The sequence below is a fragment of the Clostridium thermarum genome (genome assembly GCF_006351925.1).
GTDB lineage: Bacteria > Bacillota > Clostridia > Clostridiales > Clostridiaceae > Clostridium_AU > Clostridium_AU thermarum.
The window spans coordinates 3,231,031-3,250,759 of the sequence record NZ_CP040924.1 but is presented as its reverse complement, the minus strand read 5'-3'; the positions used below and the strand labels follow the sequence as shown (position 1 = coordinate 3,250,759).

Genomic DNA, 19,729 nt, shown 5'->3' with positions numbered 1-19,729 from the left:
GTTTCTTTCTCCGCAGTACATAAGTATTAAAATTTTCAACATTCTTTTTAAGCTGAAGCAAAATTTTATATGATATAATAATTACAACACTATGAGATTTAGGAGTGACTTTATATGGAGCTTACCTATAAGTTTGGAAGAGGAAATTGGAGAACCATTGAAGAGGGAAATGAGAGAGAATGGATGATTGGTAACGGCATAGGAGGATATTCAGGACATACCATAATTGGCGGAGGTTTTAGGTCCTTCCATGCCTATCTGATTGCCTCAATGAATCCTCCAGTTGAAAGATATTCAGTATTTACAAGGACACAGGAGCAGGTTATTGTGGAAGGCAGAGAGTATGACCTCACTTCTCAGCAGTATGTGAACTTTTCAAAGAACGGTCAAGAATATTTGCAGAGATTTATTTTTGATTCAGTTCCGCAGTACATATATCAGGTGGAGGATATTAATATAAAGAAGACCATAGCTATGGAGTATGGGCATAATACGGTGACAGTGTGCTATGAAATAAGTAACAGCAGCAGGCCTGCGGTTTTAAATATAGTGCCTCTGTTTAATTTTAGACCTATAGGAGCTGCTACAGAAAGAAACCAGCTTAGTTTTGAAATGGAGTTAAATAGAAATCTATTAAAGTTAATACCAAAAGCCCAAAAGGATATAAACATCAGCTTTTATTCATCAGAAGGGACCTATGTCAGCAGAACACTGAGGCCTAGAAGCATGGCTACTCCAAATTACTTAATAGAGGAAAATCACTATTATGAGTTTGATAACAGAAATGGTTCCCTGGGTTTAGATAATCATTACACCCCCTATGATATACAAATAGAGTTAAAGCCTTATGAACGTAAGAAGTTCTATATAAAATGTACAGTGGAAGAGCTGGACGATAAAGATGGTTTTACTATTGCAGAGGAATACAGAAACAGGGCAGAAACCTTGATGAGGCAGTCTGGGTTTAACAATAATTTAGCCCTAAATCTGGTTAAGGCAGCAGACCACTTTATTGTTGACCGCAATAGTACCGGTCTGAAAACTGTGTTGGCAGGTTTTCCATGGTTTACGGACTGGGGAAGAGATACTATGATTGCCTTTGAAGGGTTGACATTATGTACAAAGAGATTTGATGATGCCAGAGAAATTCTGGAGTCCTTTGTGAAATATATAAAGAATGGACTGGTTCCAAATGTATTTCCTGATAAGGGCTCTGAGCCAGGATATAATACGGTGGATGCTTCACTCTGGTATATACATGCGGTGTATCAATATCTGCAGTACACAGGAGGTAAGGAAGACTATCGTTTTGTTGAAGAAAAGCTCTACGATAAAATGGTGGAGATTATAAAAGCCTACTCCACTGGTACAGATTTTTCAATCCGTATGGATGAAGATGGCCTAATCCATGCGGGAAACGGCTTGGATCAAGTAACCTGGATGGATGTTAGAGTGGGAGACTTCGTTGTAACGCCAAGACACGGCAAGCCTGTTGAAATCAATGCTCTTTGGTATAATGCCTTGTGCATTATGAAGGAACTGGCAAAGCACTTTAATAAAGACTACAGCTTCTATAAAGAATTGGCTGTGAAAGTGAAAAAGTCCTTTAATGAAAAGTTCTGGAATGAAGAAGAAGGTTGTTTATTTGATGTAGTTGATGAGAATGATGCAAGAATCAGACCCAATCAGATTTGGGCTGTATCCTTACCATTTACAATGCTGGATAAGGAAAAAGAAAAGAAGATTGTGGAAAAGGTGTATCAGGAGCTCTACTCTACCTATGGTTTAAGGTCCTTAAGCGTTAAAGACCCCGGTTTTAAAAAGCAGTATATAGGCAAACTCTTTGACAGAGACTGTGCTTACCACATGGGAACAACCTGGGCCTATCCTATAGGCGCCTTTATCTCTGCTTATTGTAAGGTAAATGAATATTCTGCTGAGGCAATAGCAAAGGCCAAGGAGATGTGTGAAGTCTTTGAAGATCATATGGCCGATGGCTGTATTAACGGTATAGCGGAAATCTTTGACGGAGAATTTTCTGCCACCAGCAGGGGCTGCTTTACTCAGGCCTGGAGCGTGGCAGAGGTATTAAGGGCTTACACTGTAGATGTGCTGCCTTATTGTGAATAAGTAATAATGCTTATTGCTTGAAAAATGCGAAGAAAAATTTAAATAGTAGATTTAAGAAAAGTCCTTCAGTGCTCTCTGTGTCCTCCGAAAAATTCAGTATTTAAATATAATTTCCATGGTAAAACAAGGAGATTTATATAGGTGGCTATTTTACAAATATAACTGGTATAATGGTATAGAATGGCTTAAAAATTAACAGTGTGAGGAGTCCCAAAAGATGAAGAGATTTAAAAAAGTTTATATAGAGATAACTAATGTATGTAATCTTGCCTGTACCTTTTGTCCAAAGACGAAACGGAAACCGCAATTTATAAAAATAGAAGAGTTTGAGCATATATTGGACGAAGCAAAGCCTTTTACAGACCATGTATATCTGCACCTGAAAGGTGAGCCTATGCTGCACCCGAATTTGCCAGACCTCTTAGACCTATGCCAGGAAAGAAAGCTAAAGGTAAATATAACTACTAACGGTACCCTTATAGGAAAGATAAGGGAGAAAATAATCATGAAGCCTGCCATAAGACAGATAAATATATCTCTACACAGCTTTGATGCCAATGAAGGTACCAGGTCTATGGAAGAATATTTAAAGGATATCTTGGATTTCACTAAGGAAGCAGTGGAGAAAACTAATATAATCATCGCCCTTAGACTATGGAATCTGGACCAATCTAATATAACTAATGCAGAGAGACAGAAAAATAGAGAACTGCTGAGTATTATTGAAGAATATCTCCAACTTCCCTATAAAATTGAGGAGAAGATTACTGATAGCCGTGGCATCAAATTAGCAGATAGGGTATTTTTGAATCAGGACTATGAGTTTAAGTGGCCGGGTTTAGAGGAAGAAGATTACGGAAACGAGGGCACCTGCTATGGACTTAGGGATCAAATCGGAATATTGGTAGACGGTACTGTAGTTCCCTGCTGCCTGGACGGAGAAGGTGCTATTAACCTTGGAAACATACATAGACAGCCCTTTGACGAGATAATAAAGAGCCACAGGGCAAGGAAAATGCTGGAGGGGTTTGCTAAGAGGCAGTTATGCGAGGAATTGTGCCGCAGGTGTGGTTATCGAAAAAGGTTTAACTGATAGGGGATATTTATAAAAATATTAGGGAAACTATAATTGTCATAAGGTGAAATCGGATCAGCATCAATAAGGATTAATGAAGATATGTATTTTTATTCAGTTTTAATTGAAATAAAAAGAAGTTGAAATTCCTAAATTATGCAATTGACAAATACCCGTGGAGGGTATATAATATAATCAGGAAATGACAATAAAAATTATTGAATAATGTTTATCCTAATAAAAGCATAATAAATAATATATTTAGATAATAGAGGAGGTATTTAACAATGAGCGTTAAGGTTTATAGCACTACAACATGTCCATGGTGTGTAAAGGCAAAGGATTATTTAAAGTCAAAGGGTATAGCATACGAGGATATAAATGTTTCTCTGGACCCAGCAGCTGCTAAGGAAATGATTGAAAAGTCAGGTCAGAGAGGTGTTCCTGTATTAGATATTAACGGAAACATCGTTGTTGGATTTGACAGACCACAAATAGATAAATTACTTGGACTTTAAGGTCAAAATAAAGTTAGGAGGGTGCATAACCTTTCTAACTTTATTTTGAATATTCTTTATGATAAGATAAAGTTCTATGATCCCTTAGCAAAAAACAGCATAGGATAATATGTAAATTCAAAGTTAAGGAGAGAAGTAACATGGGCAAGGACATAAAGGAATTAGATTTGATGATAATTGGTGGAGGCCCGGCTGGTTTGACCGCTGCTATTTATGCTGCTAGAGCCAAGCTTAATATGATATTACTGGAAAATGAGATTTTAGGTGGTCAGGTTAGGTCTACCTACACCGTAGAAAACTATCCAGGCTTCAAAACTATAGAAGGTGGAGCTTTAGCAGACTTAATGACTGAACAGGCTAAGGAGCTAGGCGCAGTTATTGATGATTTTGATCAGGTTGTGAGTGTTAAGCTCAGCGATGATGAGAAGATAGTAGAAACTGAAAGCTATATATATAAGCCAAAAGCATTAATTATTGCTACCGGAGCTACTCCAAAGAAGCTTCCTATTCAAAATGAAGCAAAGTTCTCCGGTAAGGGAGTCCATTATTGTGCTGTTTGTGATGGTGCAATGTACGAAGGCAGTGTTTTAGGAGTTGTAGGTGGTGGAAATTCTGCCTTAGAGGAAGCCTTATTTTTAACCAGATTTGCATCAAAGGTCATAATGATCAGACGTTATGATTACTTTAAAGGTGAAAAAGCTACATTACATGAAGTGGAGAATAATCCTAAGATAGAGATAATGTACAATTGGGATCTTGTAAATGTAGAAGGCGAAGACTTTGTAAATAGAGCTATTGTTAAAAATACTAAGACCGGAGAAGAAAAAGAGATAGCAATGGATGGAGTATTCGGCTATATAGGCACAGAACCCAAAACTGCATTGTTTAAGGATTATATTACACTTATTAATGGTGGATACATTCCTACCGATGAAAATATGCAGACAAATATTAAAGGTGTTTATGCTGCAGGGGATGTAAGGAATAAGGTCTTCAGACAGATAACTACTGCAGTAGCAGATGGAACTATAGCAGCTTTAGCAGCTGAGAAGTATATAGTTGAAAAGAATAGAATATAAGAAGTAAGTCAAATGACAAATAATGATAGAGGCTGTTGCTCAATACAAGGATTGTGCAACAGCCTTCTTACTTTTTGATACAAGCTAAAATTATCCCAAGGTATTATCCAAAAACATCATAATAACAAAGCCTACTAAAAGGGCATAAGTAGCTAGCTTGGAATGTCCTTCATGATTTTGGGTTTCCGGAATTATTTCATGACTTATAACAAAAAGCATGGCTCCGGCTGCAAAGGCCATGGCAAAAGGCAGCAAGGGTTTGGAAATCTGGACAAGAACAACGCCGATGATACCGCCAATAGGTTCTACCAGGCCGGTAAAGAGAGTAACTAACCAAACTTTAGTTTTAGAATATTTTTCCCTTAGCAAGGGAAGGGCTACTGCTAATCCCTCCGGAAGGTTTTGCAGGCCGATACCTATGGCTATGCTAAGTCCATTGGCGATATCCCCGTCACCGAAACCTACTCCTACCGCCAAGCCCTCAGGAAAGTTATGAACGGTTATTGCTATAACAAAGAGCCAGGTTTTTCTAAGTCTAGGATTGATACTGATGCTTCTGAACATACCTCTGGCGGGCTCACCATCATCCACAGCATTAGTCAACAGGTTTGTATCAGGAAAAAATTTATCTATGACATCTAAAAATATACCTCCTATTAAGATTCCTATAAGAGCTATTGTTGAGCCTTTTATACCACCGCCACCCTTTTCTATGGCGGGAACAATCAAGCTAAAAGATGTGGCAGCCAGCATAACGCCTGCTGCAGCCCCCAGCAAAATATCTAATAACTTTTTTGATATGTTCTTTGTAAAGAATATAGTAATAGCACCAATACTAGTTGCCAAGCCAGCTCCTAGGCTTGCAAGAATTCCTAAAGTAATTGGGCCCATCTGCTGTATATTTTGAAGCATAAAAAAACCTCCTTACTATGTGGCTAATTACATAATATGAAGATATTCCTAGTTAGTTACTGTTTTGGCTTATTCCTATTTTGTAACTAAGCCAAATGGCGTATAATATATTCATAAAACTATAAAGGTAAGCAGAGAGGAGATTATAAATGAAAATAGTTATTTTAGACGGACACGGACTTAATCCTGGGGATTTATCTTGGGAAGGATTTAATAAGCTTGGAGAACTAAAAATATATGACAGAACACCAAATGATAAGATTATTGAGAGAATAGGAGATGCGGAATATATAATAACAAATAAAACCCCAATAACCGCTGAAACTATGGACAAAACAAAGGTAAAATATATAGGAGTATTGGCTACCGGCTATAATGTAATTGATATTGAGGCAGCAAAGGAAAGAGGCATAGTGGTTACTAATGTACCCGCCTATAGCACTGCTTCTGTGGCACAAATGGTATTCGGTCATATCCTTGAAATATGCCAGCAGGTCGGTCTGCATGACAGTGCAGTTAAAGCTGGGGAGTGGGAAAATAGCGCAGACTTTTGCTTCTGGAAAAAGCCTTTAATTGAGCTGGATGGAAAGGTAATGGGTATCATTGGCTATGGAAGAATTGGTCAGGCGGTAAGTAAAGTTGCTCAAGCCTTTGGTATGAAGGTTATAGCATACAGCCCAAGGAGAAAATCAGAACTAGAGGATAAAAACATGAGATATGTTGAACTAGAGGAACTGTTACAAGCTTCAGACATAATAAGCCTTCATTGCCCACTGTTTGAGAGTACAAAGAATATCATAAATAAAGAAACTATAGCAAAGATGAAAAAAAGTGCAATAATTATCAACACCTCTAGGGGACCGTTGATTAATGAGCAAGATTTAGCAGAAGCACTAAACAGTGGAAGAATTTATGCTGCTGGAGTAGATGTAGTGTCAGTGGAACCAATAAGAGCAGATAATCCCCTGCTTAAGGCCAAGAACATATATATAACACCACATATTGCATGGGCACCCAGGGAAGCCAGAGTGAGACTAATGAATATTGCCGTTGAAAATCTAAAGAATTTTTTGGAAGGTAAGCCTACAAACGTTGTAAGCAAATAGGTCAGATTTTACAATGAATAATGAGCGATGAGTAATTATGTAGGATTTTTCCCTGCTTTTTAATCCTTAAAATACCAGTACCGACTATGCATTTAAAGCTTGTCCTGAGCTTTTGGTTCTTTGACACTGAATTATTGATACAAGTTGCTAAGGATACAGATATTATTTTACATAAAATCTTCACAAATATATATTATTATTAACATAGGAATAATAATTAAGAAAAGGAGAATAATTATGTTAAAGAAATCAAAAGCAGCAGCAATTACTCTAGCTCTTGTAATAGGTGTGTCTTTTACAGGTTGCAGCAAAGGTTCCACAGGAAGTGAACTGGGTGATAAGGCATATAAAGCTTTCACAGCCGTTGTAAAGGAAAATAAAGATAAGATAGGCTATCATGATGCACTTTCACACTGGGGAATAAAGATGCCATCCGGAGAAAAGTTTGAATGGACTAAGGATACAGCAGCTAACGTAGCAGATTTGGCCATAGTAGCTTTGGCAGATCCTTTTATTAATGCAGGACTAGATGTAACAAAACTTGATAAAAATCAATGGTTATTTGAACCTGCCGCAAAGGAAGGCACAGAACAGCTGCCTAATAGGCTAATAAAGCCTTATAACGTAAGCGATAAGAGATTTCAGACAGAAGGCTATGAAGATGCGATGAAAAACATAATAAAAACTGATAATAATCTGATTACTTATAATCCAGATGCAAAAAAATACGTAATATCTTTGGGTCAGGGCTTTGAGGTTCAATGGACAGAGTCATTGGGAGCAAATGAATCAGATATGGTATTTGTTTTTGACGCAAAGCCATTGGTAGAAGCAGGTTTAGATGTTAATAAGCTATCCGGCAGTGGTTGGGAAGTTAAAGAAGACGGTAAGTTAGTGAAAGCATATAAATTGAAATAGAAGCATAGGGGCTCTTGCAGCCCCTGCATGAATAAAAGGTGCAGAGCATGAAAAAAATATTATATAGCATTGATTTTTAGTTATTTTTATTTTATAATAAAGACACCCCCCAGGGGAGGGGAGCAAAAGGAAAAGGTGATAATAATGGTTGAAGATAAGAAGAAAGCTCTGCAGGCTCTAAAGACTTCCAAGGGCCAAATAGAAGGTATTATAAAAATGGTAGAAGAGGGAAGATACTGTGTAGATATATCAAATCAAATAATTGCAGCACAGTCTCTTCTTAAAAAAGCAAATATGCTCATTTTAAAGCAGCACCTGAATCACTGTGTAAAAAATGCCTTTATGCATGATAATGGTGAGGAAAAGATGGAAGAGGTCATGGGCATCCTAGAGAAGCTTATTGACAAATAGACTATTAATTAAAAAGGAGGTATAAAGATGGCAGAAAAAACTCTTAAGATAGAGGGAATGACCTGTGCAGCTTGTGCAAAGGCTGTAGAACGGGCTTCCAGAAAATTAGAGGGGGTATCTGAAGCTAATGTGAATTTTGCCACGGAAAAGCTCAATATCAAATTTGATGAGACTAAGCTCTCAGTTGCCGACATTCAGGCGGTAATAGAAAAGGCCGGATATAAGGCACTGACTGAAAGCATAAGTAAAACATTAAAAGTAGAGGGAATGACCTGTGCAGCTTGTGTAAGAGCAGTTGAGAGAGCAGTTTCAAAACTGGAAGGAGTTGAGAGCGCCAGTGTAAACTTTGCTACAGAAAAGCTCTTGGTTTCCTATGATTCATCAAAAGTAAGACTTTCGGACATAAAGGGAGCAATCACAAAGGCGGGATATAAGGCCTTGGATGAAGAAGTTACAGTTGATGTGGACAAAGAGAAAAAGGAAGCCGAGATTAAAGCCTTATGGAGACGTTTCGTAATATCGGCAATATTTACGGTTCCTCTACTGGTTATATCCATGGGCCATATGGTAGGATATATGTTACCTGAACAGATAGATCCAATGACAGCGCCACTTAATTTTGCCTTGATTCAATTGCTATTGGTTACTCCCGTAATGATAGTTGGTCATATATTTTTCAGGATTGGGTTTAAAACACTTATTAAGAGAAACCCCAATATGGATTCCCTAATCGCCATAGGTACTTCAGCTGCCTTCCTTTACGGAGTATTTGCGGTGTTTCAAATTTACAGGGGAAATCATGATTATGCCTATAAGCTATATTTTGAGTCTGCTGCGGTTATATTGACACTTATAACTTTAGGTAAGTACCTTGAATCCGTTACTAAAGGTAAAACCTCAGAGGCTATAAAGAAGCTCATGGGGCTGGCTCCTAAAACTGCTGTAATTGTAAGAGATGGAAAAGAAGTTGAGATACCCATAGATGAGGTTGAAGTTGGTGACATAGTAGTAGTAAAACCCGGTGAAAAGCTGCCGGTAGACGGGGAAGTGGTAGAAGGAATGACTTCCATAGATGAGTCCATGCTTACCGGTGAAAGTATACCCGTTGAAAAGTTACCGGGAAGTAAGGTTATCGGTGCAAGTATAAACAAAAGCGGCTATATCAAATACAAGGCCACAAAGGTAGGTAAAGATACTGCACTTTCACAGATAATTAAGCTTGTTGAGGAAGCCCAAGGCTCCAAGGCGCCAATAGCAAAGATGGCAGATATTATATCCGGATATTTTGTTCCAATAGTAATAAGCATTGCTGTGGTATCAGCTCTAGCATGGTATATATTTGGTGGGGTGACGACAACTTTTGCATTGACTATATTTATTTCTGTTTTAGTTATTGCATGTCCTTGTGCTCTTGGACTAGCAACCCCTACAGCAATAATGGTTGGAACAGGCAAGGGAGCAGAGTACGGCGTACTTATAAAAAGCGGGGAAGCCTTAGAAACCGCCCATAAAATTCAAACTATAGTCTTTGATAAAACCGGTACTATAACAGAAGGAAAGCCAAAGGTTACTGATATAATAAATGTGTCCGGGGTTGATGATAGTTATCTTCTTCAATTGGCAGCCAGTGCTGAGAAGGGGTCTGAGCATCCTTTAGGAGAGGCTATTGTTAAGAAAGCTGAAGAAATTGGCCTGGATTTTAAAAAGGTGGATAACTTTAAGGCAATACCCGGCCATGGAATACAGGTAGATATGGATGAAATGAATATTTTACTTGGGAATAAGAAGCTTATGATAGAGCACAACATTGACCTAAGAGAATTAGAAGATACTTCTCATAAGCTTGCAGGTGAAGGAAAGACACCGATGTATGTGGCCATAGAAGGAAAGCTTGGGGGAATTATCGCTGTGGCAGACACAGTGAAAAGCAGCAGTAAGAAGGCCATTGAAAAGCTTCATTCAATGGGCATAGAGGTTGCTATGCTTACAGGAGACAATAAGAAGACTGCAGAGGCAATAGCAAAGCAGGTTGGTATAGATGTGGTACTGGCAGAAGTACTACCCCAGGATAAGGCCAGTGAGGTTAAGAAGCTTCAAGCTCAAGGCAAGAAAGTTGCCATGGTAGGAGACGGAATTAATGATGCTCCGGCCTTGGCCCAGGCAGATATAGGTATGGCCATTGGGTCCGGTACAGACGTAGCAATGGAATCGGCAGACATTGTTTTAATGAGAAGTGATCTTATGGATGTGCCTACAGCTATAAAACTCAGCAGAAAGACTATACTAAATATAAAGGAGAATTTGTTCTGGGCCTTTGGATATAATACCTTGGGAATTCCTGTGGCCATGGGTATCCTATACCTGCTAAATATAGGACCGCTGCTTAATCCAATAATCGCTGCGGCAGCCATGAGCTTTAGTTCAGTTTCTGTTTTATTAAATGCATTAAGATTAAAAGGCTTTAAGCCATGATGAAAGGAGATACAAATATATGAAAAAAGTATTAATAGAAGGTATGAGCTGTGGACATTGTGTTAGACACGTTAAGGAGGCTTTGGAGGAATTAAAGGGAGTATCAAAGGTAGAAGTAGACTTAGCTACTAAGACTGCAACCTTTGAAGGTGATGTTACAGATGCAGAAATAAAAGCTGCTATCGAAGATGCTGGCTACGATGTTGTAAAAATAGAAGGCTAGAAAAATAGTTGAAAAGTTATAATTCCAAGGGGCTGTTGCACATAACAAATATGGCAACAGCCCCTTAAAATTATGGCAGTCTCTCCACACCTTAAAAATTCAGGTCAATACGTAACATATAAAGAAGAGTACGTTAAAGACAAGAGATTAGTTACATAGTAATTTGTGGTAATTTGCTAATCTTCATGTTTTTTTCACATTTATATTGTATAATAAACAAGATGAGAAAAGGAGAGTGGAGATATGCTAAAGAAGAAAAATGTTATTACTGCCTTAGTAGTGACATTATTAATGAGCACAACGGTTTCTTATGCAGAACCCCTTACTGAGAAACTAAACAAAGAAAAACAGCAGCTGCAGCAGGATAAGAGGGCTTTACAAGAGGTAGAGGACAAGAGAGAGGAAATAGAAATAGAGCTGGAAAATCTGGACGTAAAGATTGAAGAGACCATGGCTCTGATAGAGGAGTATAAAGAAAGAGCTGTAAAGATCCAAGAAGAAAAAAAGGTTACAGAAAACAACATAGTTCAAGCAGAGCTAGAGGTTCAAAAAGAACAGGATATGCTTGATAAGAGACTTAGTGGAATTTATAAGAGTGGACAAGCTAGTTACTTATCAATAATTCTTAAGGCTGAAAGCTTTAGGGATTTAATATCAAGAGTAGAAGCAGTTAGAACCATTGCAGAATATGATCAAAAGATGATAGCAAAGGTTCAGGAAAAGAGGAATGCTCTTGAAGAACATAAAAAGGAGCTTGCTGCTCAGGAGAATGAAGTATTAACACTACAAAAGGAAAGTGAACGAAAGCTTCAGGAAATTAAAGAAACTATAGCTGTTCAGAAGAAGCTTGTGGAAGAGCTAAAGGAACAAGAGAGGATTTTTGCAGCCAGGGTAAGAGAGTCTCAAGCTCTAGTAGATGCCACGACAGAAAGGATTAATGCAATCAGGGAACAAGCTCCTAAGTATGTGCCTTCAAGAGGAGCTGCCAATTTAACGTCAAATAATGTACTAGCCTATGCATCAAATTTCCTGGGCACTCCTTATGTATGGGGAGGTACTACTCCAGATCCGGGTTTTGACTGCTCCGGATTTACAAGGTATGTCTATGCTCATTTTGGTGTATATTTAGGGAGAACTACAAAGGATCAGATAAAAAATGGTGTAGAAGTTTCAAAGGCTGACCTGAAGCCTGGGGATTTGGTGTTCTTTGGTAAAAATGGTGTACCAAATCATGTGGGAATTTATGTTGGAGACAATGCATACATACATGCACCTAGAACCGGAGATGTAGTTAAAATATCAGCAATGACAAGAAAAGACTTTATTACAGGAAGAAGAGTTATGTAATTAAGATTTTCCCAATGACAAGGGAAAACTTTATCACAATAAGAAGAGTTAGGTAGAACCTAGCTCTTTTTGTTTGCTATCATCGGCAATTGTCAACTGTCAATTAAGAAAGGTGTGCACCAGGGTACACACCTTCAAGTTAGATATGGAATTTCTCCACTATTTTGTTTAAGTTTTCAGATAAGGAATTAAGTCTTTCACAGGCAAGAACAACTTCCTGAATACCTGCAGATTGTTCCTCAGCCGAAGCACTGACTTCTTCGGTTGTTGCAGCATTTTCCTGGGCTACAGAAGCAACATTGGTTATACGGCTGAGAACTTCATCTTTCTTCTTAGAAATTTGGTTAAGCGCATCTGTAACTTGTCCTACGTTGTTCTCAAGCAGCAGTATGGATTTTTTTATGTTATCAAAGCCTCTGCTTGTACTTTCTACATTTTCACCGGTCTTTTGATTTAAGTCGAAGGTAAAATTGATCTGTTGCTGTAAGCTTTGAATACTGGAGCTTACATCTTTTATTACGTCCGATATTTCTTGAGCTGATTTTGCAGACTGCTCTGCTAATTTTCGGACTTCCTCAGCTACGACCACAAAGCCTCTGCCGGCTTCTCCGGCTCTTGCAGCTTCTATGCTTGCATTTAAGGCTAACAGATTTGTTTGTTCTGTTATTGATCTAATTGTATTTGTAATTATACCTATTTCTTCAGACTTTTTAACCAGATGCTCAGACATCTTAAGTACCAGCATGCTAGCTTCATTATTTTTATTAAAGGTTTCTTTTAATTGAGAAATAGAGTTCATGCCTTCAGACGTAGAATTTTTCACTTCACTGGTAGCTTTAGTCATTTCTATAGAAATTGAAATGGAGTTCTCCACGTCCTTTCCAAGAGCTTCTGAAAGTGATACTCCTTCATTTAAGGAATCAGCTTGTTCATTAGAACCTGTGGCAATTTGCTGAATAGCTCTAGCAACCTCTTCACTGACTGCGCTTGAATTCTTTGTTATGATAAATAAGGCATCAGAAGCTTCTTTCAGAGAGGAGGAAGTACCCTTTATATTATCCAGCATAATCACCATATCATCTATCATGGAATTTACGGAAGCTGTTATCATTGCTATTTCGGCATTATTTCTTTTATGTTCCCTAGCTTTTTCCGAGAAATCACCCTGTTTAACTTTATTCAGTACACCTACAAGCTCTTTTATTGGTGTGGTTAATTTTTTGCTAAATAGTGCTCCCATTAATACAACTAAGGTTAAGGAAAAAATAACCACTAAAATAGGTAGTGCTATTGCTCGTAAAACCTTGCCGAGAACTTCTTTGGCAGGAATAAGTCCGATTACCGATATCCCGGTTTTAGTGTCAAGGTTCTTGAAGCCCATAAATTCTTCATTATCTATATCTACAATAAACTCAGTAGCTGGATTTTCAATTATATTATTTAGCCAACTTAGTTCTGCTCTGGTCTTACCTAGAAGAGCTTCATCTTTATGAGCTATAATAGTACCACTGCGGTCGATGGCCATGGCGAAACCATCTTGTCCTAACTTAACGGAGGCCAAGGATTCAGTAAGTTTTTTTAGACCTACATCAATACCAGCTACACCTACAAGGTTTCCTTCATCGTCCTTAACGGTTTTTGAGAAAGTGATTACTAAATCTGCATAGTTCCCCCCATCAGCGTATGGCGGTGTAATATAAATTTCCCCATCTTTTTCTAATGCACCTTTATACCAATCTCTTGTGGTTGGGTCAAAACCCTGAGGAAGCGTTTGAGCAGGAGAGAGAATCATTTCTTTTTTAGTTGTACCAACATATGCATTCGTAATATTCTTGTGGATTGATATAAAATTGTCCAAGCTGCTTTTTAACCATTTCGCACTGTCCGAATTTTTAAAAAGATTAATAGCATTAGGGTCCTTTGATATAAAGTTTACCAAATCAGAGTTCGCAGAAGATAAGTTACTTACTGCATCATGTACCCTTGCGATATTGCCACTGATGATGTTTTTGAAGTCTGATTTGACATATTTGGTCAAAGACCAAAAGCTGGCGGTAATTATTAAAACGAAAGGCAGTAGTGCAGCGGTAGCTAATAGCTTAGTAAGCTCTTTTTTTAATGACGGTAATTTTTTTGTTTTTTCAGAAATGGATTGTTTCAATATCTTCACCTCGTTGCGGAATTTGACAAAAAATCCGTTATATATAAGATTATATGACGTATTATACTGAATTTCAATGTAATTTTTAAACATATTAAATATAATCATTATTAATATTGGAATTATATTGCATAAACTGTAAGTTGCTAAGTCTGTAACACTGGTTGTATAATATAGAAAGTACGAATATTATCGAGGGAACAAAAATGAGTAAGATAAAAATAAAGGTTAAACAATTGATTACAAGATCCAAAAAAGAGTTAGCTGCCTTGTACATAGCATATAAAAGAAAAGATGTGCCCTGGTATGCTAAAGTATTTTCTATTATGGTCATAGGATATGCACTTAGCCCAATTGATTTTATACCGGATTTTATACCGGTTTTAGGATATTTGGATGATTTGATATTGATTCCTTTAGGAATATACATTGCTGTAAGCTTAATTCCCAAAGATATTTTAGGGCAATGCAGACAAGAAGCAGAAAATGCCTCCCAGGGAGAAGGCAAGCAAAATTGGGTGGCGGCAGCAGTAATATTAATTATTTGGCTTATAATTATTGCGCTGATACTGATGAGGTTTTTATAGAATAAATTGCTCTAAGCGCTTTAGGTCACAAATTATTTCTTCAATCATATCCTTTATTTGAAGACTTATTGTTCCGGGTATATAAAATTCATGCATTCTTAGTGGGAGTATATACTTTTTGCAATCCAGATTGAAAATAGCTGATGACATTTCGGCAGTTATTTCACCATCCAATGCTCCGCTGCAGAGAATGCCTATAGGACCTATGAGGGCCTCTACTTTTTTACTGTTACAAAAGGAGCATATGGCCTTGGCTCCGGTGATGCCAACATTGGCGCCGGCTCGTACCATATTTGAGGTAGCTATGGTGTTTGTTCCAAGTGCAACGATATAAATATTATTATCAAATTCTTTTCGCAGCCTTTTTATTATGCTTTTACCCAAGCCGGCACCTTGTCCATCCATAATTGCTATCCTCATTTTTGCTTCCTCCCTGGTATAGTAAAATAGATATCTTCAATATTATATTGTCACATAATTTGAGGCTTGTAAAGATTAGAACAACAGGAAGAGGTTATTAAAGAAAAGACAATAGAAAAGGGCAGGTATACCAAATTATAATTGACATTTGAATATACACCGCCTTTATTATTGGAATAATTCGGTTATCTATTAAGGTTATAAGAAGTTCTTCTTGTGGTAGCGTGTAAAATATTATAAACAAGTATGCATAGTGCAGTGTTAACTGCTGCAGCAGGAAGTACTACAGCTAGGAAAAGACCGATAAAATTAGTGCCGGCGGGTAGGCCAACAAGCACAAGGGCGGAAGATAAAAATATTGTTCCGCTTATTAAGGTTCCCATTATGGCCAGTACAAACATTCTGACTTGATGATGAAATCTTTTCGTAGCCCTAATCAGGAGAAATACCAATTGAGCAGTAATTATTTTATCTATAACGTTAGGAGCCTGTCCACCAGGAAAGGTGGTTGTTAATGCTGTTAATATACCGGCAGCCGCACCAATAGCTATAGAACTTCTATAGTCGTCGCAAATTAAAATAGCAATAAACATCATTGAAAGCAGGGTATCAGGTTTCATAGCTCCCAAGGTTCCGGGTATCATATAGTGTAGAGCAAGCCCTATGGCCAATAATATTGATGATAGAGTTAATTTTCTTGTATTCATTAAAAATCTCTCCTTTACAATTCAAAATAATATTATTGATGATTGCTGAGTTTCGCCAGTGATATTCAAGCGTTCAGGTCATAGGGATCACCTCCTTATATTTTTTCTTATATATTCATTGAAAAATAAAACTCCGCCCTATACTATATAGGGCGGAGACAATTCCGCGGTGCCACCTAAATTATACCATTATTTTATAAGCATATATAAAACAAAAGTACATCTCTATTCGGATACAAACATATCCTATCCATAAGATAACGGTTGGCTTCCGGTAACCACTACTCTCCTTGTAAATAAGGATTTCGATTTACTTCTAGGAGGGCCATTCACCAAGAGCTATCGTATCGGGATTACACCATCCCCGACTCTCTGAAACTAAACTTCAAGGCTACTCTTCCTCTTCACAGAATATAGTTATTAATTTATATAAATTTTACTATGATAAAGCGGAAAAGTCAATAGAAAATTCTGATTATTTTTTATATATAAAATTAGTTGTCATGATGATAGCTAGTCTCAACATATATTTTTATAAGCAAACAATTATTGGAGGTTTGTCATGAGATTTAAAGATATTATCCAGAGTGACAGAGAGTCCAAAAATAAATTCAAATTTGAAGGCACTTTTCTGGATTACCTGGAAATTGTGAAGGAAAATCCTGGTATTGCAAAGCTGGCGCATAAAAGGATGTACGATATTATAATAGAAAAAGGTTTTGAAATATTAAAGCCGGAAGAAAATCAAAGGATAAGAAAGATATACGGAAATGAAGTTATAAAAAGATACGAGTTCTTTAAAAAGGATTTTTATGGCATTGATAAAGTCCTTATGAAAATAGTAAATTATTTTTACTCTGCATCCATGAAGGGGGAAGAAGCCAGGCAGGTATTGTACCTTGTTGGTCCTGTAGGGGCAGGAAAGTCTTCCCTGGTGGAAGCCCTAAAGAAAGCCTTGGAGTCAGCAGATCCTATTTATACTCTAAAAGGGTGCCCAATGCATGAAGAACCACTTCATCTAGTACCTAAGCACCTGAGACCAAAATTTCAGGACCTGCTTGGAGTTGAAATTGAGGGAGACTTGTGCCCGGTTTGTAAGTATAGGCTTTTGAATGATTACAAAGGCGAATATGAGAACTTCCCCGTAACCACCACGTCCTTTTCCATAAGGTCAAGAAAGGGAATAGGGGTTGTGCCTCCCGTAGACCCAAACAATCAAGACACTTCTATCCTTACCGGTTCTGTGGATATTTCAAAGATGGATATGTACTCCGAGGATGATCCAAGAGTATTTTCCCTGAATGGGGCCTTTAATGTTGGTAATAGAGGAATGGTAGAGTTTATTGAAGTGTTCAAAAATGATGTTGAATACCTTCATACCATTATTACAGCTACACAGGAAAAATCTATTCCTTCTCCAGGTAAGGGATCTATGATTTATTTCGATGGAATAATTATTGCCCACTCAAATGAAGCTGAGTGGAACAGATTTAAGTCGGATCATACAAATGAGGCAATTCTGGACAGAATAGTAAAAATCGAAGTTCCTTACTGCTTAGAGCAGACTGAAGAAGTAAAAATCTATGAAAAGATACTGAGAAAGAGCAATTTCAAGGCTCACATTGCCCCCCATACCATTGAGATGGCAGCCATGTTTGCCATACTTACCAGACTAAAGCCTTCCAACAAGGTGGATCCCATTACCAAGCTTAGGATTTACAATGGGGAGGAAATCGTGGAAAAGGGCACTACTAAACGAATTGATATTATGGAACTTCGTGAAGAAGCAGGTCTAAATGAGGGGATGGATGGAATCTCTACAAGATTTATTGTTAAGGCAATAGATAACGCAATATCAAACTCAGAGCATGATTGTATAAATCCTTTGAGCATCATGGAAAGCATGATAAAATCAGTGAAAGATCTGGATGCAGCAGATGATGTAAAGAAAAGATATATGGGCTTTATCCAGGATACCATTAGGAAGGAATATAATAAGATACTTGAAAAGGAAATCACCAAGGCCTTTATACACAGCTTCAGAGAACAGGCAGAGAGCTTGTTTGATAACTATATTGATAATGCCGAGGCATTTGTGAATAAGTCAAAATTAAAGGATAAATCTACAGGAGAGGAACTGCAGCCTGATGAACAATTTATGCGGTCTATTGAGGAGCAGATTGGGGTTTCGGAAAGCTCCTGCAAGGGCTTTAGGAGTGATGTAACCTCTTATATGTTCTATGTGGTAAGAAATGGTGGAAAGATCAATTATGAATCCTATGAACCACTAAAGGAAGCTATTGAAAAGAAGCTTACAAGTTCCGTAAAGGAGCTGTCCAGGATAGTAACTAAGTCCAGAGTAAGGGATAAGGAACAGGATGAAAAGTATAATTCCATGGTAGAGCAAATGAAGGCCGAAGGATATTGTGACCACTGCTGTGATATAATCTTAAAATACGCTGCTAACAACTTGTGGAAGGATTGATCCCATGGCAATATTTAAGGATCATGATTTAAATCCCATAGAGCATGACAGGGCAGTGGAGGATAAAAGGAGACACAGACAGCTGGTAGAAAAGTCTATCAAGGAGAATCTGGGGGACCTATTATCGGAGGAAAGTATAATAGGACAGAGTAAGGATAAAAAGATAAAGATTCCCATAAGGGGACTGAAGGAGTATCAATTTATATTTGGTAAAAATAACCCTGCTGTTGGCAGCGGAGATGGCACAGAGAAGAGAGGACAAATCATTGGCCAAGACAAGGTGGCAGGAAAAGTCCAGGGAAACAATGGTGCCGGAAATGAAGAGGGAGAGGATATATACGAAACAGAAATTACAATCGAGGATGTACTGAATTATCTTATTCAAGACTTGGACCTTCCGGATATGAAAAAGAAAAAGCAGTCTGAGGTTTTGGTGGAAGACGGTGTGAAGAAGGCTGGCTATCAAAGACACGGCATAAATCCAAGGTTAGCTAAAAAGCGCACCGTTATGGAGAAAATAAAACGGCAGCAGGGAAGAAAGAGAGCTTTAAGAGAAGCAGGACTCAGTGAAAAGCTTGAAAGATTTCCATTTAAGAATGAGGATTTAAGATATTACAGGATAAAAAAGACCGTTAAAAGAGAGAGTAATGCCGCAATATTTTGCATCATGGACGTATCGGGCTCTATGGATATTACAAAGAAGTATTTAGCACGGTCCTTCTTCTTCATACTTTCTCAATTCATTAAGGCTAAGTATACAAATGTGGAGATAGCCTTTATATCTCATACTACTACCGCAAAGGAAGTAAATGAGTATGAGTTCTTTCACAAGGCAGAATCCGGCGGAACCTATATCTCCAGTGGTCTCAACAAGACTCTGGAGATCATTGAAAAGAGGTATAACCCAGCCCATTGGAACCTTTATGCCTTCTATGTCAGTGATGGAGACAACTGGTCAGAGGACAATGTTAGAGCAGTAGAGGCTGCCAACAAGCTGGCGGAGGTATGCAATATGTTTGGATATGCAGAAATAATGAACGGTTTCTTTACCAGCTCTATTAAGGATAAGCTTGTTAAGGGAGTAAAGAAAAATAACTTTATTGCGGTGACCATTAAACAGAAAAAGGATTTATGGAATGCCTTAAAATATATGCTTAAAAAGCAGATTGCGGGGTGAG

General features: G+C 37.8%; 17 protein-coding genes and 1 other annotated feature. Of the genes, 13 read left to right on the top strand and 4 right to left on the bottom strand.

The genetic code is table 11. The features are described from left to right. The first annotated feature begins 114 nt into the window (after positions 1-114). From FHY60_RS14855 to trxB, 4 genes are all read left to right on the top strand, one after another. Positions 115-2,130 (top strand): amylo-alpha-1,6-glucosidase, encoded by a 2,016-nt coding sequence (locus FHY60_RS14855; RefSeq protein ID WP_139905767.1) that lies wholly within the window; start codon positions 115-117, stop codon positions 2,128-2,130. A gap of 217 nt (positions 2,131-2,347) precedes the next feature. Further along, complete coding sequence (locus tag FHY60_RS14850; RefSeq protein WP_139905766.1) at positions 2,348-3,223, top strand: radical SAM/SPASM domain-containing protein; 876 nt, start codon at positions 2,348-2,350, stop codon at positions 3,221-3,223. A gap of 269 nt (positions 3,224-3,492) precedes the next feature. Further along, positions 3,493-3,723 (top strand): glutaredoxin family protein, encoded by a 231-nt coding sequence (locus FHY60_RS14845; RefSeq protein ID WP_139905765.1) that lies wholly within the window; start codon positions 3,493-3,495, stop codon positions 3,721-3,723. Between the two features lie 140 nt (positions 3,724-3,863). Next, positions 3,864-4,802 (top strand): thioredoxin-disulfide reductase, encoded by a 939-nt coding sequence (gene trxB, locus FHY60_RS14840; protein WP_139905764.1) that lies wholly within the window; start codon positions 3,864-3,866, stop codon positions 4,800-4,802. 90 nt (positions 4,803-4,892) lie between these two features. Here the strand turns inward: trxB and FHY60_RS14835 are convergent, their stop codons facing one another. After that, a complete protein-coding gene (locus FHY60_RS14835; RefSeq protein WP_139905763.1) occupies positions 4,893-5,714 on the bottom strand; it encodes a ZIP family metal transporter in 822 nt (273 codons plus the stop codon). Positions 5,715-5,863: 149 nt separating this feature from the next. Here FHY60_RS14835 and FHY60_RS14830 point away from each other — a divergent pair, with 149 nt between their 5' ends. From FHY60_RS14830 to FHY60_RS14805, 6 genes are all read left to right on the top strand, one after another. Continuing rightward, complete coding sequence (locus FHY60_RS14830) at positions 5,864-6,820, top strand: D-2-hydroxyacid dehydrogenase (RefSeq protein ID WP_139905762.1); 957 nt, start codon at positions 5,864-5,866, stop codon at positions 6,818-6,820. A gap of 237 nt (positions 6,821-7,057) precedes the next feature. Further along, positions 7,058-7,738 (top strand): hypothetical protein, encoded by a 681-nt coding sequence (locus FHY60_RS14825; RefSeq protein ID WP_139905761.1) that lies wholly within the window; start codon positions 7,058-7,060, stop codon positions 7,736-7,738. 144 nt (positions 7,739-7,882) lie between these two features. Next, positions 7,883-8,149 carry a metal-sensing transcriptional repressor gene (locus FHY60_RS14820; protein ID WP_139905760.1) on the top strand — a complete coding sequence of 89 codons (267 nt, stop codon included), beginning with the start codon at positions 7,883-7,885 and terminating at the stop codon, positions 8,147-8,149. A gap of 27 nt (positions 8,150-8,176) precedes the next feature. Then, positions 8,177-10,621 carry a heavy metal translocating P-type ATPase gene (locus tag FHY60_RS14815; RefSeq protein WP_139905759.1) on the top strand — a complete coding sequence of 815 codons (2,445 nt, stop codon included), beginning with the start codon at positions 8,177-8,179 and terminating at the stop codon, positions 10,619-10,621. A gap of 19 nt (positions 10,622-10,640) precedes the next feature. After that, entirely contained in the window at positions 10,641-10,844 is a 204-nt protein-coding gene (locus tag FHY60_RS14810) for a heavy-metal-associated domain-containing protein (protein WP_139905758.1), read from the top strand. A gap of 243 nt (positions 10,845-11,087) precedes the next feature. Continuing rightward, positions 11,088-12,191 carry a C40 family peptidase gene (locus tag FHY60_RS14805; RefSeq protein ID WP_139905757.1) on the top strand — a complete coding sequence of 368 codons (1,104 nt, stop codon included), beginning with the start codon at positions 11,088-11,090 and terminating at the stop codon, positions 12,189-12,191. Positions 12,192-12,330: 139 nt separating this feature from the next. Here FHY60_RS14805 and FHY60_RS14800 read toward each other — a convergent pair whose 3' ends face one another. Beyond that, a complete protein-coding gene (locus tag FHY60_RS14800) occupies positions 12,331-14,352 on the bottom strand; it encodes a methyl-accepting chemotaxis protein (RefSeq protein WP_163215756.1) in 2,022 nt (673 codons plus the stop codon). 206 nt (positions 14,353-14,558) lie between these two features. Between FHY60_RS14800 and FHY60_RS14795 the strand changes: the two genes are divergently transcribed. Further along, positions 14,559-14,939: a YkvA family protein gene (locus FHY60_RS14795; protein WP_139905755.1), complete on the top strand. Its 381-nt coding sequence runs from the start codon at positions 14,559-14,561 to the stop codon at positions 14,937-14,939. Here the strand turns inward: FHY60_RS14795 and FHY60_RS14790 are convergent. Both FHY60_RS14790 and FHY60_RS14785 read right to left on the bottom strand, forming a co-directional pair. Continuing rightward, positions 14,934-15,359: a DUF3842 family protein gene (locus tag FHY60_RS14790; protein ID WP_139905754.1), complete on the bottom strand. Its 426-nt coding sequence runs from the start codon at positions 15,357-15,359 to the stop codon at positions 14,934-14,936. The genes FHY60_RS14795 and FHY60_RS14790 overlap by 6 nt on opposite strands. A gap of 185 nt (positions 15,360-15,544) precedes the next feature. Next, the gene (locus FHY60_RS14785) at positions 15,545-16,066 is read right to left on the bottom strand and encodes a tryptophan transporter (protein WP_139905753.1); all 522 of its coding nucleotides are present in this window, start codon (positions 16,064-16,066) and stop codon (positions 15,545-15,547) included. A 145-nt stretch (positions 16,067-16,211) separates the two neighbouring features. Continuing rightward, positions 16,212-16,483 (bottom strand) — a binding site (T-box leader). Positions 16,484-16,628: 145 nt separating this feature from the next. Here FHY60_RS14785 and FHY60_RS14780 point away from each other — a divergent pair. Together FHY60_RS14780 and yhbH are read left to right on the top strand one after the other, a co-directional pair. Beyond that, a complete protein-coding gene (locus FHY60_RS14780; protein ID WP_139905752.1) occupies positions 16,629-18,551 on the top strand; it encodes a PrkA family serine protein kinase in 1,923 nt (640 codons plus the stop codon). A 4-nt stretch (positions 18,552-18,555) separates the two neighbouring features. Beyond that, complete coding sequence (yhbH, locus tag FHY60_RS14775) at positions 18,556-19,728, top strand: sporulation protein YhbH (RefSeq protein ID WP_139905751.1); 1,173 nt, start codon at positions 18,556-18,558, stop codon at positions 19,726-19,728. The last annotated feature ends 1 nt before the right edge of the window (position 19,729 follow it).

Coding starts and splice junctions, on each gene's coding strand:
- FHY60_RS14855 (WP_139905767.1), top strand. CDS start 115: ATGGAGCTTACCTATAAGTTTGGAAGAGGAAATTGGAGAACCATTGAA.
- FHY60_RS14850 (WP_139905766.1), top strand. CDS start 2,348: ATGAAGAGATTTAAAAAAGTTTATATAGAGATAACTAATGTATGTAAT.
- FHY60_RS14845 (WP_139905765.1), top strand. CDS start 3,493: ATGAGCGTTAAGGTTTATAGCACTACAACATGTCCATGGTGTGTAAAG.
- trxB (WP_139905764.1), top strand. CDS start 3,864: ATGGGCAAGGACATAAAGGAATTAGATTTGATGATAATTGGTGGAGGC.
- FHY60_RS14835 (WP_139905763.1), bottom strand. CDS start 5,714: ATGCTTCAAAATATACAGCAGATGGGCCCAATTACTTTAGGAATTCTT.
- FHY60_RS14830 (WP_139905762.1), top strand. CDS start 5,864: ATGAAAATAGTTATTTTAGACGGACACGGACTTAATCCTGGGGATTTA.
- FHY60_RS14825 (WP_139905761.1), top strand. CDS start 7,058: ATGTTAAAGAAATCAAAAGCAGCAGCAATTACTCTAGCTCTTGTAATA.
- FHY60_RS14820 (WP_139905760.1), top strand. CDS start 7,883: ATGGTTGAAGATAAGAAGAAAGCTCTGCAGGCTCTAAAGACTTCCAAG.
- FHY60_RS14815 (WP_139905759.1), top strand. CDS start 8,177: ATGGCAGAAAAAACTCTTAAGATAGAGGGAATGACCTGTGCAGCTTGT.
- FHY60_RS14810 (WP_139905758.1), top strand. CDS start 10,641: ATGAAAAAAGTATTAATAGAAGGTATGAGCTGTGGACATTGTGTTAGA.
- FHY60_RS14805 (WP_139905757.1), top strand. CDS start 11,088: ATGCTAAAGAAGAAAAATGTTATTACTGCCTTAGTAGTGACATTATTA.
- FHY60_RS14795 (WP_139905755.1), top strand. CDS start 14,559: ATGAGTAAGATAAAAATAAAGGTTAAACAATTGATTACAAGATCCAAA.
- FHY60_RS14790 (WP_139905754.1), bottom strand. CDS start 15,359: ATGAGGATAGCAATTATGGATGGACAAGGTGCCGGCTTGGGTAAAAGC.
- FHY60_RS14785 (WP_139905753.1), bottom strand. CDS start 16,066: ATGAATACAAGAAAATTAACTCTATCATCAATATTATTGGCCATAGGG.
- FHY60_RS14780 (WP_139905752.1), top strand. CDS start 16,629: ATGAGATTTAAAGATATTATCCAGAGTGACAGAGAGTCCAAAAATAAA.
- yhbH (WP_139905751.1), top strand. CDS start 18,556: ATGGCAATATTTAAGGATCATGATTTAAATCCCATAGAGCATGACAGG.